Consider the following 14,514-nt stretch of genomic DNA (forward strand, 5'->3'; position numbering starts at 1 on the left):
CCAGAGGGCGCATGGTGCACAATCCTGGCGCCGAACGGATGAGCCGACCCGGCTCGCGGGGGACCGGTCACGGGGCAGCACGGACGAGGGGAGTGAGTGACGGATGGCGACTGACTACGACGCACCGCGTAAGAACGAGGAAGACCAGTCCGAGGAGAGCATCGAAGAGCTCAAGGCGCGACGTCACGACAAGAACTCCGGCAAGGTCGACGTGGACGAGACCGAGGCCGCCGAGTCCTTCGAGCTGCCCGGTGCCGACCTCTCCCACGAGGAGCTCGCGGTCGAGGTGAAGCCCAAGCAGGAGGACGAGTTCACCTGCATGAGCTGTTTCCTGGTGCACCACCGCTCGCAGCTGGCCGACGCCAAGAAGATGATCTGCCGCGACTGCGCCTGAGCGCACGACATGCGACGAAGGCCGCGATCCCCGCTCAGGGGATCGCGGCCTTGCTGCGTCGTGGCAGGTCAGGACTGCTGGTTGTCCCTCTGCAGGTCGGGGGGCAGGTGGCCGGTCGAGCGGGTGTAGTACGACGCGGCCCGCCGCTGGGCGAGCATCCGGGCGAGCCCGACCAGCATGCCGCTGACCACGGCCCAGCCGACCGCCTCCCAGATCTCCACGTCGGGGTCGGCGGGGTTCTCCGGGGGCTTCTTCCCGGTCGTCACCTTCCAGGTGGCGTCAGCGGCCTTCTTCGCCAGCGCGGCGGCCGCGACGGCCGAGACGAGGGAGAAGACCGACCAGATCTTGGAGCTGTCCTTGGCCATGGGAGGACATTACCCAGCGGTCGGCGCCTCACGCAGGGCGGCCAGGGCTCGGGCCAGCTCGTCGGGGTGGCGGGTGCTGATCAGCCAGTACGGCGCCGGGTCGGCCGTGTCGGTGATAGCGACCCGGACCGCGCGCTTGAGGTAGGGCCGCAGCAGCAGGTAGGCGCGGGCGTCGGCGTCCACGCCGGCGGCCCGGCGGGCCTGCTCGGGGTCGAGGACGTCGACCGTGCCGAGGTGGCGGGCCTCGATCCGGGCCCGGCCGGCCCGGAGCAGACCGTCGTGGACGCTGATCCGCGCCGAGCCGTACGACCAGAAGAGCGTCGCCACGAGGAGGCCGGTGACGCCGGTGACGGTCCAGGCCGCCGACCCCGGGAGCGCGGCCAGGACGGCGAGCCAGACGCTCGCGGTGAACATGAAGCCCTGCACCCACCAGCGCAGCGGGACACCGAGGCGCTCGTCGTAGCCGGGAGCAGTGGAGTCGCGCACGGAGAAGAGTTTCCCATCCCGGTCGGTACGCTCCGCGAGTGGCCCACCCAGATCTCGATGTCCAGGTCCAGCGACTGGACCCCGACCTCCCGCTGCCGTCGTACGCCCACCCCGGCGACGCGGGCGCCGACCTGCTGACGACCGTCGACGTGACGCTCGCACCGGGGGAGCGTGCCCTCGTCCCGACCGGGGTGGCGCTCGCGCTCCCCGAGGGGTACGTCGCGCTCGTGCACCCCCGCTCCGGGCTCGCGGCCCGGCACGGCCTGTCCATCGTCAACTCCCCGGGCACCGTCGACGCCGGCTACCGCGGCGAGATCAAAGTGCTGCTGGTCAACCACGACCCGGCCGAGCCGATCGAGCTGCGCCGTGGCGACCGGATCGCCCAGCTGGTGGTCCAGCGCTTCGAGCGGGCCCGGTTCGTCGAGGTCTCCGAACTCCCCGCGTCCGTGCGTGGGGAAGGGGGCTACGGTTCTACCGGGGGGTTCGGCACATCCTGAGCCGCCCGACCACAGCCGTTGCAGGGCCCCGCACCGAGGAGCAGCTCGAAGTGAAGTTCCGTCGCAAGTCCGACACCGCCCCGGCCGACTCGGCCGCCCTCGCGTCCGAGGTGCCGGCGCCGGTCGGCCCGTTCGACGCCGCCGACCTGCCGGACGACGGGGTGGAGCGGATCGACCTCGGGTCGCTGCTGGTCGCCCCGCTGGAGGACCGTGAGCTGCGGCTCCAGGTCGACGAGGCCACCGGGGCGGTCCAGGCGGTGCTGCTCGCCGGCTCCGACGGTGCCGTCGAGCTGCGCGCGTTCGCCGCGCCCCGCAACGGTGACCTGTGGACGGAGGTCCGGCCCCAGCTCGCGGCCGACATGGCCCGCCGCGGCGGCATCGCCACCGAGCGCGAGGGCGAGTTCGGCCCCGAGCTGCTCTGCGAGCTCCAGGTGAAGCGGGCCGACGGCACCATGGCCGCCCAGCCGTCCCGGATCGTCGGCGTCAACGGCGACCGATGGCTGCTGCGGGCGACGCTGATGGGCCGGCCGGCCATGGAGGACTCGCTGCCCGAGGCCTGGGTCGAGACGATCCGCTCGGTCGCGGTGCAGCGCGGTGTCGGCGCGATGCCGGTCGGCGAACCGCTGCCCCTGGTCCTGCCCGCCAACGCGCGCAAGGTCGACCAGCCCGGCACCCCGCCGCCGTCCGGGTGAGCGACTGATGGCCGACAAGAGCAGGCTGCGTCGCAGCATCAGTCGTTGGGCCAATACCGGCGACCAGCACGCCCGCGACCTGCGGGAGACCTACGCCGAGGCCGGCAACGACTCGATCGCGACCGCACCCGACCGCGAGCGGGTCCTGCTGCGCGGCACCCTGCGCACCGTGACCCTGCGCCCACGCGGCGGCGTACCCGCCCTCGAGGCCGAGCTCTTCGACGGCTCGGGGGTGATCACCCTGGTCTGGCTGGGCCGTCGGCGGATCGCCGGCATCTCGCCGGGTCGCTCCATCCAGGTGCAGGGCCGGATCGGCCAGCACGACGGCGTCCGGATCCTCTACAACCCCCGTTACGAGCTGATTCCGTGAGCGCCGACCAACCGGCCCCCACCCGCCCCGCAGCGGTCACGGTGGAGACCGTCGAGGCCCTGGTCCGCGCCCAGATGGCGACCGCCCTGGGCGGCCGGCGGGGGATGGTCGAGGCAGGGATCCCCGGCATCCTGTTCACGGTCCTGTGGCTGACCACCAAGGACCTCCAGATCGCGCTCGGCGTCAGCGTCGCCGCCGCCGCGCTGGCTCTGGTCGTCCGACTGGCCCAGCGCACCACGGTCCAGTACGTCTTCAACGCCTTCTTCGCGATCGCCATCGGCTGGGTGTTCGTGCGGATCGCGGCCAGCGCGGGCGGCTCGGAGTCCGACCAGGCGTTGGCCTTCTTCCTGCCGGGCATCCTGGTCAGCCTGGGCTACACGGTCGTGATGGTGACGTCCTGCGTGGCCGGCTGGCCGTTCGTCGGGTTCATGCTCGGCAGCGTCACCGGCGACCCGACCGCCTGGCACTCCGACCGGCAGGTGGTGCACCTGTGCACCCGGCTGACCTGGCTGTTCCTGCTGCCCGGCGCCATCGGGGTGCTGCTGCAGGGGCCGGTATGGCTGCTCGGCTGGTCCGACACGATCGACGTCGATCTGGCGGTCCTGCTGCTGGGCATCCTCCGGCTCGGACTCGGCTGGCCGCTGCGGATCGGCGCCTGGGGCGCGATGATCTGGCTGCTGGCCCGCGACGCCACCCCCATCGAGGACGACCACCGCCACCACGGTCTGACCGGATAGTCCCCGACCTTCGGCAGGTTCCAGACCTGCCGGGGTCAGGAACTATCCGCCGTGGGCGCGGGGGGCGAGCAGGCGCTCGAGGGCGTCCTCGCCCTCGTCGGGCACCACGAAGAGCAGCTCGTCGCCGGACTCCACCGGTTGCTCGGGGTCGGGCACGTACACCTGGCCGTCGCGCAGGATGGTGACCAGCGCGCAGTTCTCCGGCAGCGGGATCAGCCCGGTGGGCTTGCCGACGTACGGCGAGTCCGCGGGCAGCGTCATCTCGACCAGGTTGGCGTTGCCCTGGCGGAAGGTGAAGAGCCGGACCAGGTCGCCGACCGTCACCGCCTCCTCGACCAGCGCCGACATGATCCGCGGGGTGGAGACGTTGACGTCGACGCCCCAGGCCTCGCTGAACAGCCACTCGTTGTTGGGGTGGTTGACCCGGCCGACCGTGCGGGGCACACCGAACTCGGTCTTGGCGAGCAGCGAGGTGACCAGGTTGACCTTGTCGTCGCCGGTGGCGGCGATGACCACGTCGCACTTGTCGAGGCGCGCCTCCTCCAGCGAGGACAGCTCGCACGAGTCGGCGAGCAGCCACTCCGCGTCGGGGACCCGCTCGGGCTTGATCGAGTCGGGGTTCTTGTCGATCAGCAGCACCTGGTGACCGTTCTGGATCAGCTCGCGGGCGATCGAGCGCCCGACTGCGCCGGCTCCGGCGATGGCGACTCTCATACAGCTCAGTGCTCCTCGGGTCCGCGCTCGATGACCTGGTAGGCGCGCGCGGCGGTCTCCTCGCGCATCACCAGGTGCAGGAGGTCGCCCTCCTGGATGACGCTCTCGCGGGCGGGCAGCATGCCCTCCCCGAGCCGGTCGATCCACGCGATCCGACTCTGAGTCTGCTCCTGGAAGATCACGGTCCGCTCGCCGACCCACTCCGTGGGGGCGGGGACCTGGTCGAGCCGGATGGTGCCCGACGGGTCGCGGAAGTCCGGCTCGGCGCCGACCGGCAGCAGCCGGCGCAGCACCTGGTCGGCGGTCCACTTCACCGTGGCGACCGTGGTGATGCCGAGCCGCTGGTAGACCTCGGCGCGGCCGGGGTCGTAGATCCGGGCCACGACCTGCTGGATCCCGAACGTCTCGCGCGCCACGCGGGCCGCGATGATGTTGGAGTTGTCGCCGGAGGAGACCGCGGCGAACGCGTCGGCGCGCTTGATCCCGGCCTTCTCCAGGACCTCCTGGTCGAACCCGATCCCGGTGACCTTGTCGCCGTTGAAGCCGGGTCCGAGGCGCCGGAACGCGTCGGGCTCGCTGTCGATGATGGACACGGTGTGGTTGCGGTCCTCGAGGCTGCGCGCGAGCGTCGAACCGACGCGGCCACAACCCATGATCACGACATGCACGAGGGAACCGTATCCCTTCCTCCGTGCGAACACGCCGGGTCCCGTAGCGTGTGCGCTCGTGGGTGCTGGCGATGTCTCCAAGCGGATCCTGCTGGGGCGCAAGTTGCGCAGCTCCCAGCTGGGCGAGACGTTGCTCCCGAAGCGCATCGCGCTGCCGGTCTTCGCCAGCGACGCGCTCTCCTCGGTGGCCTACGCCCCCGACGAGGTCTTCATCATGCTCTCGCTCGCGGGGGTGTCGGCGTACTCCTTCTCCTGGAAGATCGGGCTCGCGGTCGCGCTGGTGATGGCGGTCGTGATCGCGTCGTACCGCCAGACCGTGCACGCCTACCCGAGCGGCGGTGGCGACTACGAGGTCGCGACGGTCAACCTCGGCCGGACCGCCGGCACCACGGTCGCGAGCGCGCTGCTGGTCGACTACGTGCTGACCGTGGCGGTGTCGATCTCCTCCGGTGCGCAGTACGCCGCCTCCGCGATCCCGGCGCTCCAGGGTCACGAGGCGACCGCGGCCTCCGTGGCCGTGGTGGCTCTGATGGCGATCAACCTGCGCGGCATCCGCGAGTCGGGCAGCTTCTTCGCGGTCCCCGTCTACGCGTTCATGTTCGCGATCCTGGGCATGTGCGCGTACGGGTTCCTGCGGATGATCACCGGTGACCTGCCCGAGGTCGAGAGCGCCCAGCTGCTGATCACTCCCGAGCCGGGCCTCGAGGAGCCGCTGACGACCCTCGGCCTGCTGCTGCTCCTGGCCCGCGCGTTCTCGTCGGGCTGCGCCGCGCTGACCGGGGTCGAGGCGATCTCCAACGGCGTGCCGGCCTTCCGGCGGCCGAAGAGCCAGAACGCCGCGACCACGCTGCTGCTGCTCGCGATGATCTCCATCACCATGATGGTCAGCGTCATCGTGCTGGCGCGTCAGATGGGCATCCGCTTCGTCGACCCGCACGACCTGGACCGGCTGACCTACGCCGACGGCACGCCGGTCGAGGAGGGCTACGAGCAGCACGCGGTGATCGCCCAGATCGCGCGGGCGGTGTTCAGCGACTTCTCGCCCGGCTTCTACCTGGTCGTCACCGTCACCGGCGTCATCCTGGTCCTCGCCGCGAACACCGCGTTCAACGGCTTCCCGGTGCTGGGCTCGATCCTGGCCAAGGACGGCTTCGCGCCCCGGGCGCTGGGCTCGCGCGGCGACCGGCTGGCCTACAGCAACGGCATCGTGTTCCTCGCCGCGATGGCGATCGCGCTGATCTTCGCCTTCGACGCGGAGACGACGAAGTTGATCCAGCTCTACATCGTCGGCGTCTTCGTCTCGTTCAACCTCAGTCAGCTCGGCATGATCCGGCACTGGACCCGGCACCTCGCCACCGAGAAGGACCCCGCCGCCCGGCGCAAGATGGCCCGCTCGCGGGTGATCAACTCCATCGGCCTCGCCATGACCGCGGTGGTGCTCGTCATCATCCTGATCACCAAGTTCCTGGCCGGCGCCTGGATCACCATCCTCGCGATGGCGGGCTTCTTCGTGCTGATGCGCGGGATCCGCAGCCACTACGACCAGGTGAACGACGAGCTCGCCGCCGACGAGGAGGACAAGGTGATGCCCACCCGGGTGCACGCCATCGTCCTGGTCTCCAAGCTGCACAAGCCGACGCTGCGGGCGCTGGCCTTCGCGAAGGCCACCCGCCCGAACATCCTCGAGGGCGTCTACGTCGCCGACGACCCGCAGGCGACCAACCGGCTGCTGGAGGAGTGGGACGAGCGGCGCATGGACGTGCCGCTCAAGGTCCTGCACTCGCCGTACCGCGAGCTGGTGCGGCCCATCGTCGAGTACGCCACCGAGATCCGGCGGGCCAACCCGCGCGGGGTGGTCGCGGTCTACATCCCCGAGTACGTCGTGGGCCGGTGGTGGGAGCAGCTGCTCCACAACCAGACCGCGCTGCGGCTCAAGGGCCGGCTGCTGTTCACTCCGGGGGTGATGGTCATCTCGGTGCCGTACCAGCTGCGCTCCTCCCGGATCGCGCAGGAGCGCGAGCTGCGCGACGACTTCCGGGTCCGTCCCGGCGACCTGCGCCGCGGCCGGGTCGACAAGCAGGAGACCCGCGGCGACGGTCAGGTCCCGCGCTGACCCTGGCCCGGTCGTCGGGCGATTCGGCTGGTTCGGGCTGATTCGGGCTGATTCGGCCGGGGCGCAACGGCCTGTCACCCTGGTCCGGTGAGTCCTCGTCAGCACCGCACCCGCAAGCCCCGAGGCCGGTCCCGGGTGGGTGAGCGCTTCGAGGCCGAGGTCGGCCCGGTCGCGCACGGCGGCCACTGCATCGTCCGGCTGCCCGAGCCCGAGGCGCGGGTGGTGTTCCTCCGGCACGCCGTCCCGGGTGAGCGGGTGGTCCTGGAGATCACCGAGGGCACGGAGGGCGACCGGTTCTGGCGAGCTGACGCCGTCGAGGTGCTGAGCGCGTCGCCGGACCGCGTCACGCCGCCCTGCCCGTACGCCGGACCCGGTCGCTGTGGCGGCTGCGACTTCCAGCACGTGCGGCTCGAGCGCCAGCGCGAGCTGAAGACCGAGGTGGTGCGCGAGCAGCTGTCCCGGCTCGCCGGCCTCGACGTACCCGTCGTGGTGGAGGCGGTGCCGGGCGACCAGGGCGGACTGCACTGGCGCACCCGCCAGCGCTACGCCACGCTGCCGGACGGTGGCCGGGCGATGCGTCAGCACCGCTCGCACCGCCTGGTGCCGGTCGACGAGTGCCTCCTGGAGGCGCCCGCCCCGTCCGACCACACCGCGCACGGGCACGCCTTCCAGGTCGCCGAGGACGGGTTCTGGCAGGTGCACCCCGGGGCGCCCGACGTCCTGGTCACCGCGGTCCTCGACGCGCTCGAGCCGCAGCCGGGGGAGCGCTGCCTGGACCTGTACGCCGGCGTCGGGCTCTTCGCCCGCTTCCTCGCCGAGGCCGTCGGTACGACGGGCCGGGTGGTCGCCGTCGAGGGCGACGCGCGGGCCTCCGCGCTCTCGACGCGCAACGTCCCCACCGCCGTGGTGCGCGCCGGCGACGTCGGCGAGGTCCTGGCGGCGTCGTACGACGAGCCGTTCGACCTGGTCGTGCTGGACCCGCCGCGAGAAGGTGCGCGCCGACCGGTCGTCGAGCAGGTGGTCGCCCGTCGGCCCCGGGCCGTGGCCTACGTCGCCTGCGACCCGGCCGCGATGGCGCGCGACGTGGCGATCTTCGCCGAGCACGGCTACCGGCTGGCCTCGCTGCGCGCCTTCGACCTGTTCCCGATGACGCACCACGTCGAATGCGTCGCGCACCTGGTGCCGGTGGAGGCCTGACCTTCTCCTGGGGAGCGGGAACGGGGGCAATGGCCCGTCGGGGTCATCCGGGGGCCGGGTCGGCCTTTCTAGGTTGCTGGGGTAGATCCGCTCCCACACCCGAGAAGAGCACTCCCATGAAGACCTTCCTGAAGTCCAGAGTCACCTACGCCAATGTCGCCTCGACCCTCGCGATCGTCATGGTCGTCGGGGGCGGTGGCACCGCCGTCGCCGCCGGGCTCGCCCGGAACTCGGTCGGCTCCCCCCAGCTCAAGGCCGGGGCGGTGAAGACGGCCGACCTCGGACGGAACGCCGTCACCTCCGTCAAGGTCCGCAACAACACCCTCACCGGCGCCGACATCCAGGAGTCCACCCTGGGCCAGGTCCCGTCGGCCGGCGTCGCCGACCGGGCCACCAACGTGCTGGCCGCGACCGTCCAGACCACCGGCACGCTGGTGCCGGGGCAGTCCCGCAACGCCGTGTCGTCGGTCAAGATCGGCACCGGCCAGTACGAGGTGGCCTTCGACCGCAACGTCCGGGGCTGCGCGATCGCGCCGTCCCTCTCGGCGCCGGGGGTCGGCGGCCTGTTCAACGGCGAGATCCACGCCACCGGTCGCGCGGGCAACGACAACGCCGTCCAGGTCGTCACCTTCACCAGCGCCGGTGCCTTCGCCGACCGTCCGTTCGCGGTCCTGGTCGTGTGCTGACCGGCGCGCGCCCCGACCGCACGACCGACAGCCCCGGCCCCCGCCGGGGCTGTCGGCATTTCTACTCGACGTCGTGTATCTTGATATCAAGAGATATTGCCGAGACCCGCACCCCCGAGTTAGGTCTGCCTTCCTTTTTCCACGGCGACCGGCGACGGCAAGATGGCGGGTGGCAGACCACAGAGACGTCATCGCAGACGCGAATGAGGAGATGAAGGCCTTGGCCAGCAAGGACAGCTTCGGTGCGAAGAGCACCTTGGACGTGGACGGCAAGTCCTACGAGATCTTCCGGCTCGACGCGGTCACCGGGGAGGGACTCGACGTCGCCTCGCTTCCGTTCTCCCTGAAGGTGCTGCTCGAGGGCCTGCTCCGGACCGAGGACGGCGCGGACATCACCGCCGACCACGTGCGGGCGATCGCCGGCTGGGACGCCGACTCGGAGCCGAGCCAGGAGATCCAGTTCACCCCGGCTCGCGTGCTGATGCAGGACTTCACCGGCGTCCCGTGCATCGTCGACCTCGCCACCATGCGCGAGGCGATGGCCGACCTGGGCGGCGACCCGGCGAAGATCAACCCGCTCGCGCCGGCCGAGATGGTCATCGACCACTCGGTCATCGCCGACGTCTTCGGCACCCCCGAGGCCTTCGGCCGCAACGTCGAGATCGAGTACGAGCGCAACCGCGAGCGCTACCAGTTCCTGCGCTGGGGCCAGGGTGCGTTCGACGACTTCAAGGTCGTCCCGCCCGGCACCGGCATCGTGCACCAGGTCAACATCGAGCACCTGGCCCGCACCGTCTTCACCCGTGAGGTCGACGGCGAGCTGCAGGCCTACCCCGACTCCTGCGTCGGCACCGACTCCCACACCACGATGGTCAACGGCATCGGCGTGGTCGGCTGGGGCGTCGGCGGCATCGAGGCCGAGGCGGCCATGCTCGGCCAGCCGGTCTCCATGCTGATCCCGCGCGTGGTCGGCTTCAAGCTCTCCGGCGACCTGCCCGAGGGCTCGACGGCCACCGACCTGGTGCTCACCATCACCGAGATGCTGCGCAAGCACGGCGTCGTCGGTAAGTTCGTCGAGTTCTACGGCCCCGGCGTCTCGGTGCTGCCGCTGGCCAACCGCGCCACGATCGGCAACATGAGCCCGGAGTTCGGCTCGACCATCGCGGTCTTCCCGATCGACGAGGAGACCACCAAGTACCTCGAGCTCACCGGCCGCTCGGCCGAGCAGCTCGCGCTGGTCGAGGCCTACGCCAAGACCCAGGGCCTGTGGCACGACCCCGAGGCCGAGCCGCGCTTCTCCGAGAAGCTCGAGCTCGACCTCGCGACCGTCGTCCCGTCCATCGCCGGCCCGAAGCGCCCGCAGGACCGGATCCAGGTCACCGACGCCAAGCAGTCCTTCCGGGCCTCGCTCAAGGACTACGTCGCGGGCGAGGAGGAGAACGGGTACGACGAGGCGGTCGCCGAGACCTTCCCGGCCTCCGACCCGGCCACGAGCAACGGCCACGGGCAGTCCGCCCCGCCGAGCGACCACCTCTCCGCGGCGTCGACCGACGGCGGCCGTCCGAGCAGCCCGGTCGAGGTCACCCTCGAGGACGGCACGACGTTCACCCTCGACCACGGGGCGGTGACGATCGCGGCGATCACGTCGTGCACCAACACCTCCAACCCGTCGGTGATGATCGGCGCGGGCCTGCTCGCGAAGAAGGCCGTCGAGAAGGGCCTGCAGCGCAAGCCGTGGGTCAAGACGACCCTGGCGCCGGGCTCGAAGGTGGTCTCGGACTACTACGAGAAGTCCGGCCTCACGCCGTACCTCGACAAGCTCGGCTTCAACCTGGTCGGCTACGGCTGCACCACCTGCATCGGCAACTCCGGCCCGCTCATCCCCGAGGTCTCCGCCGCGGTCAACGAGAAGGACCTCTCGGTCGTCTCGGTGCTGTCCGGCAACCGGAACTTCGAGGGTCGGATCAACCCCGACATCAAGATGAACTACCTGGCCTCGCCGCCGCTGGTGGTCGCCTACGCGCTCGCCGGATCGATGGACGTGGACCTGTTCACCGACCCGCTCGGCCAGGACCAGGACGGCAACGACGTCTTCCTCAAGGACGTCTGGCCCTCGCCGGCCGAGGTCGAGGAGACGATCGCCATGGCGATCAACTCCGAGATGTTCGCCGATGGCTACAAGGACGTCTTCGCCGGCGACGAGCAGTGGCAGGCGCTGCCGACCCCCGAGGGTAAGACCTTCGCCTGGGACCCGGAGTCGACCTACGTCCGCAAGCCCCCGTACTTCGACGGCATGCCCGACACCCCCGAGCCGGTCACCGACATCTCCGGTGCGCGGGTGCTGCTGAAGCTGGGTGACTCGGTCACGACCGACCACATCAGCCCGGCCGGTGCGATCAAGAAGGACTCGCCCGCGGGGCGCTACCTCGCCGAGCACGGCGTCGAGAACCGGGACTTCAACTCCTACGGCTCCCGTCGCGGCAACCACGAGGTCATGATCCGCGGCACGTTCGCCAACATCCGGCTGCGCAACCAGCTGGCGGCGGGCACCGAGGGCGGCGTCACCCGGGACTTCACCAACGGTGGCGAGGTGACCTCGGTCTTCGAGGCGTCGGAGAACTACATCAAGGCGGGCATCCCGCTCGTCGTGCTGTCGGGCAAGGAGTACGGCTCCGGCTCGTCGCGTGACTGGGCGGCCAAGGGCACCTCGCTGCTGGGCGTCAAGGCCGTCATCGCCGAGTCGTACGAGCGCATCCACCGCTCGAACCTGATCGGCATGGGCGTGATCCCGCTGCAGTACCCCGAGGGCCAGAACGCCGAGTCGCTGGGCCTGACCGGCGAGGAGGAGTTCTCCATCTCCGGCATCACCGAGCTCAACGAGGGCCGCACGCCGAAGACCGTGAAGGTCACGGCGGGCGACGTGGAGTTCGACGCGGTCGTCCGCATCGACACCCCCGGTGAGGCGAACTACTACCGCAACGGCGGCATCATGCAGTTCGTGCTTCGCAACCTGCTGAAGGCCTGAGCGCCTCCGCTGAAGAGCGCCTGACCTGTGCCACCCTGCTGCCCATGAGGCTAAGCAGGGTGGCACAGGTCGTTTTCGGGGTTCTGCTGGCAGGCAGTCTGGTGGCGTGCGGTGACGACGGAGGCTCGTCCACCGAGGAGCCGCAGGCGACCGTGACCGTCACCGAGACCCCCACGCCCACGCCCACGCCGACCGAGACGGCCTCGGCGACACCCGCCCCGACGCCCACCGAGTCCGCGACGCCCGAGGCGCCGTCCACCGAGGTGCCGCGCACGTACGACGACGCGCTGGCGCGCTTCGACGCGCTCGGCCAGGAGCCGGCGGCGTACCTCCGCTTCACCACCGACACCGACATCTATTGCGTCCTGGACGACAAGGAGCTCCCGGCGGGCTGCGAGCTCGGCGAGCGCGACGGCGCCGAGGACCCCGACGTGTGCGGCGAGGCACTGACGACCAAGGTCGGCCGGATCGAGCTGCAGGAGGGTCGGGCGGTCCCGGTCTGCAACACCGACACCATCCGCGGCGACATGCCCGACGTGCTGAACCCCGGCGAGGCGGCCCGAGCCGGAGACGTCCAGTGCCTCAACGACCTCGGCGGCATCGTGTGCGTGAGCGTGTCGTCGAGTCAGGGCTTCTTCATGCGGCCGGGCGAGTACGTCATCTTCGATTCCTGACTCAGGCGCGGGGGGCGATCCGCGCGAGCCGCTCGGCCGCGTCGGCGAAGCGCTCGGCGCCGCGCCCGTCGTCCAGTCGGGCCGCCGCCGCGGCGGCGCCGTCGCTGAGGGCGCGGGCCTCGGCGACCGCCGTCCGCAGCCGCTCCGGGGTCAGCTCCTTCGGGCGCACCATCACCCCGGCGCCCGCCTCGGTCACCCGGCGGGCGATCTCCGGCTGGTCGCGCCCGAACGGCACCACCACGGAGGGGACGCCCGCCGCCATCGCCCGCGACACGATGCCGAACCCGCCGTGGCACACGACGGCCGCGCAGGACGGCAGCACCTGACCGTGCGGGACGAACCGCTCGACCCGCACGTTGCCGGCCGAGGTCAGCCCGGCCTCGTCGTACGCGTCGGCCAGCGTGAGCAGCACCCGGACGGGCTCGTCGCGCAGCGCGGCGACGGCCACCCGCGCGAGGTCCTCGTCGCCCTGGTAGTCGGTCGAGCACGTCACCAGCACCCACGGGTCGCCGGGCTCGTCGACATAGGCCGGGCGCTCCGCGGGCAGGTCCCACGGCACCGGGCCGGCGAGGGTGACGTGGTCGGGCAGGTCGGTGCGCGGGTACTCCAGCGGCTCGCCGGTCAGCGTGATCACCGCGTCCGGGCGGCGGTAGAGCTCCAGCGGGGTGCGGTACGCCGGGAGGCCGGCCTCGCGGCGCAGCGCGTTGACGCCGGGCAACATCGCCTTGCCGAACAGCCGCTCGACCACCTTCCAGACCAGCGCGTCGCGGACCCGGCCGACCGGGCCGCGCATCGGCCGGAGGCCCGGCCCGTACGGCGGGATCCCGCGTCCGGGCAGCGGCAGCACCGACGGCATCAGCGTCGCTCGCGGGAGACCCGAGGTCTCCGCGACGGTGAGGGCGCCGTACGACATGCAGTCGACGAGGAGGACGTCCGGGCGGTGCTCCTCGATGGCGGCTGCGAGGTCCGGGCCGTCGTACCGGCCGCGTCCGATCAGGTCGGTCTGACCGCTGGCGAGCCGGTCGGCGTCGGAGGCGGCCAGGTAGTCGGTGACGGGGACCTCGAGGATCCGCGGGTCGAGGGGGGAGACGTCCAGCCCGGCCGCGGTGAGGGGACCGACCAGCTCGGGGAGCACCCGGGCGTGGACGTCGTGGCCCCGGCGCCGCAGCTCGAGCAGGCCGGGCACGACGGGCAGGGTGTGCCCGACGGCGGGGGAGAGGTAGGCGAGGAAACGGGTCATATCGGTTAGTATGCGGACCAATTCATTTGGGTCAACCTCAATTCAAAGGTGGTTCGGTGCCCCGACGCTACGAGATGACGGGCCGGACGCGGGCGATGGAGCGCACCCGCGACGCGATCCTCGACGCTGCGGTCGAGCTCTTCGCCCCGGCCTGGTACGACGACGTCACGCTCGCCGACGTCGCCCGGGCGGCCGGCGTCTCCCAGCAGACGGTCGTCAACCACTTCGGCAGCAAGGTCCGGCTCTACCTGGCCGGGCTCGCCGAGCGGGTGGGGCCCGGGATCGACAGCGCCCGGGCGCGGGCGGTCCCCGGTGACGTCGCGTCGGTGGTCGGCGTCGTCGTCGAGGACTACGAGGAGACCGGCGACGGTACGGCGCGGCTGATCGCGACGGCCGAGCGGCTGCCGGAGCTGGCGGAGGCGGTCGCCGCCGGCCGGGCGGCGCACCGGGCGTTCGTCGCGACGGCGTTCGCGCCGCAGCTGGCCCGACGGCGCGGAGTCGCGCGGGAGCGGGTGCTCGTGCGGCTGGCGACGGTGCTCGACGTGACCGTGTGGAAGCGTCTGCGCCGCGACGAGGGGCTGTCCCGCGAGGAGACGGCGGAGCACCTCACGGCCCTGGTCGAGGGCGTCCTTGCGGACTGACCCCTCCTTTTCCGG

General features: G+C 71.5%; 16 protein-coding genes. 11 read left to right on the top strand and 5 right to left on the bottom strand.

Features of this window, described 5'->3' with window-relative positions; genetic code table 11:
* Positions 1-103 precede the first annotated feature (103 nt).
* Positions 104-394, top strand: coding sequence for a DUF4193 domain-containing protein (locus MUB56_RS14320; RefSeq protein ID WP_244927693.1), 291 nt, complete (start codon positions 104-106; stop codon positions 392-394).
* 68 nt (positions 395-462) lie between these two features.
* Here MUB56_RS14320 and MUB56_RS14325 read toward each other — a convergent pair whose 3' ends face one another.
* Together MUB56_RS14325 and MUB56_RS14330 are read right to left on the bottom strand one after the other, a co-directional pair.
* Complete coding sequence (locus MUB56_RS14325; RefSeq protein WP_244927694.1) at positions 463-759, bottom strand: DUF4235 domain-containing protein; 297 nt, start codon at positions 757-759, stop codon at positions 463-465.
* A gap of 9 nt (positions 760-768) precedes the next feature.
* Positions 769-1,245, bottom strand: coding sequence for a DUF3093 domain-containing protein (locus tag MUB56_RS14330; protein WP_244927695.1), 477 nt, complete (start codon positions 1,243-1,245; stop codon positions 769-771).
* A gap of 38 nt (positions 1,246-1,283) precedes the next feature.
* Between MUB56_RS14330 and dut the strand changes: the two genes are divergently transcribed.
* Genes dut through MUB56_RS14350 form a run of 4 tightly spaced genes read left to right on the top strand, consistent with a single transcriptional unit; the run spans position 1,284 to position 3,541 of the window.
* Complete coding sequence (gene dut / locus MUB56_RS14335; RefSeq protein ID WP_244927696.1) at positions 1,284-1,742, top strand: dUTP diphosphatase; 459 nt, start codon at positions 1,284-1,286, stop codon at positions 1,740-1,742.
* 50 nt (positions 1,743-1,792) lie between these two features.
* A complete protein-coding gene (locus tag MUB56_RS14340; RefSeq protein WP_244927697.1) occupies positions 1,793-2,434 on the top strand; it encodes a DUF3710 domain-containing protein in 642 nt (213 codons plus the stop codon).
* Positions 2,435-2,441: 7 nt separating this feature from the next.
* On the top strand, positions 2,442-2,804 hold the full coding sequence (locus MUB56_RS14345; RefSeq protein ID WP_244927698.1) for an OB-fold nucleic acid binding domain-containing protein: 363 nt from the start codon (positions 2,442-2,444) through the stop codon (positions 2,802-2,804).
* Positions 2,801-3,541: a DUF3159 domain-containing protein gene (locus MUB56_RS14350; RefSeq protein WP_244927699.1), complete on the top strand. Its 741-nt coding sequence runs from the start codon at positions 2,801-2,803 to the stop codon at positions 3,539-3,541. The genes MUB56_RS14345 and MUB56_RS14350 overlap by 4 nt, the downstream gene beginning before the upstream one ends.
* 42 nt (positions 3,542-3,583) lie before the next feature.
* Here the strand turns inward: MUB56_RS14350 and MUB56_RS14355 are convergent, their stop codons facing one another.
* Positions 3,584-4,255, bottom strand: coding sequence for a TrkA family potassium uptake protein (locus MUB56_RS14355; RefSeq protein WP_244927700.1), 672 nt, complete (start codon positions 4,253-4,255; stop codon positions 3,584-3,586).
* A 5-nt stretch (positions 4,256-4,260) separates the two neighbouring features.
* A complete protein-coding gene (locus tag MUB56_RS14360) occupies positions 4,261-4,923 on the bottom strand; it encodes a TrkA family potassium uptake protein (protein ID WP_244927701.1) in 663 nt (220 codons plus the stop codon).
* 58 nt (positions 4,924-4,981) lie between these two features.
* On the opposite strand from MUB56_RS14360, the gene MUB56_RS14365 reads away from it, so the two are divergent.
* The 5 genes from MUB56_RS14365 (at position 4,982) to MUB56_RS14385 (ending at position 12,618) form a co-directional block, all read left to right on the top strand.
* Positions 4,982-7,036: an APC family permease gene (locus MUB56_RS14365; protein WP_244927702.1), complete on the top strand. Its 2,055-nt coding sequence runs from the start codon at positions 4,982-4,984 to the stop codon at positions 7,034-7,036.
* Between the two features lie 87 nt (positions 7,037-7,123).
* Positions 7,124-8,233 (top strand): methyltransferase, encoded by a 1,110-nt coding sequence (locus MUB56_RS14370; RefSeq protein WP_244927703.1) that lies wholly within the window; start codon positions 7,124-7,126, stop codon positions 8,231-8,233.
* 116 nt (positions 8,234-8,349) lie between these two features.
* Positions 8,350-8,919 carry a hypothetical protein gene (locus MUB56_RS14375; RefSeq protein WP_244927704.1) on the top strand — a complete coding sequence of 190 codons (570 nt, stop codon included), beginning with the start codon at positions 8,350-8,352 and terminating at the stop codon, positions 8,917-8,919.
* Positions 8,920-9,130: 211 nt separating this feature from the next.
* Complete coding sequence (locus tag MUB56_RS14380) at positions 9,131-11,944, top strand: aconitate hydratase (protein WP_280637286.1); 2,814 nt, start codon at positions 9,131-9,133, stop codon at positions 11,942-11,944.
* Between the two features lie 59 nt (positions 11,945-12,003).
* Positions 12,004-12,618 (top strand): hypothetical protein, encoded by a 615-nt coding sequence (locus MUB56_RS14385; RefSeq protein ID WP_244927706.1) that lies wholly within the window; start codon positions 12,004-12,006, stop codon positions 12,616-12,618.
* Between the two features lies 1 nt (position 12,619).
* Here the strand turns inward: MUB56_RS14385 and MUB56_RS14390 are convergent, their stop codons facing one another.
* On the bottom strand, positions 12,620-13,858 hold the full coding sequence (locus MUB56_RS14390) for a nucleotide disphospho-sugar-binding domain-containing protein (protein ID WP_244927707.1): 1,239 nt from the start codon (positions 13,856-13,858) through the stop codon (positions 12,620-12,622).
* Between the two features lie 56 nt (positions 13,859-13,914).
* Between MUB56_RS14390 and MUB56_RS14395 the strand changes: the two genes are divergently transcribed.
* A complete protein-coding gene (locus MUB56_RS14395; protein WP_244927708.1) occupies positions 13,915-14,499 on the top strand; it encodes a TetR/AcrR family transcriptional regulator in 585 nt (194 codons plus the stop codon).
* Positions 14,500-14,514 lie beyond the last annotated feature (15 nt).

Origin of the sequence: Nocardioides sp. W7 (assembly GCF_022919075.1) — a bacterium.
Lineage (GTDB): Bacteria > Actinomycetota > Actinomycetes > Propionibacteriales > Nocardioidaceae > Nocardioides.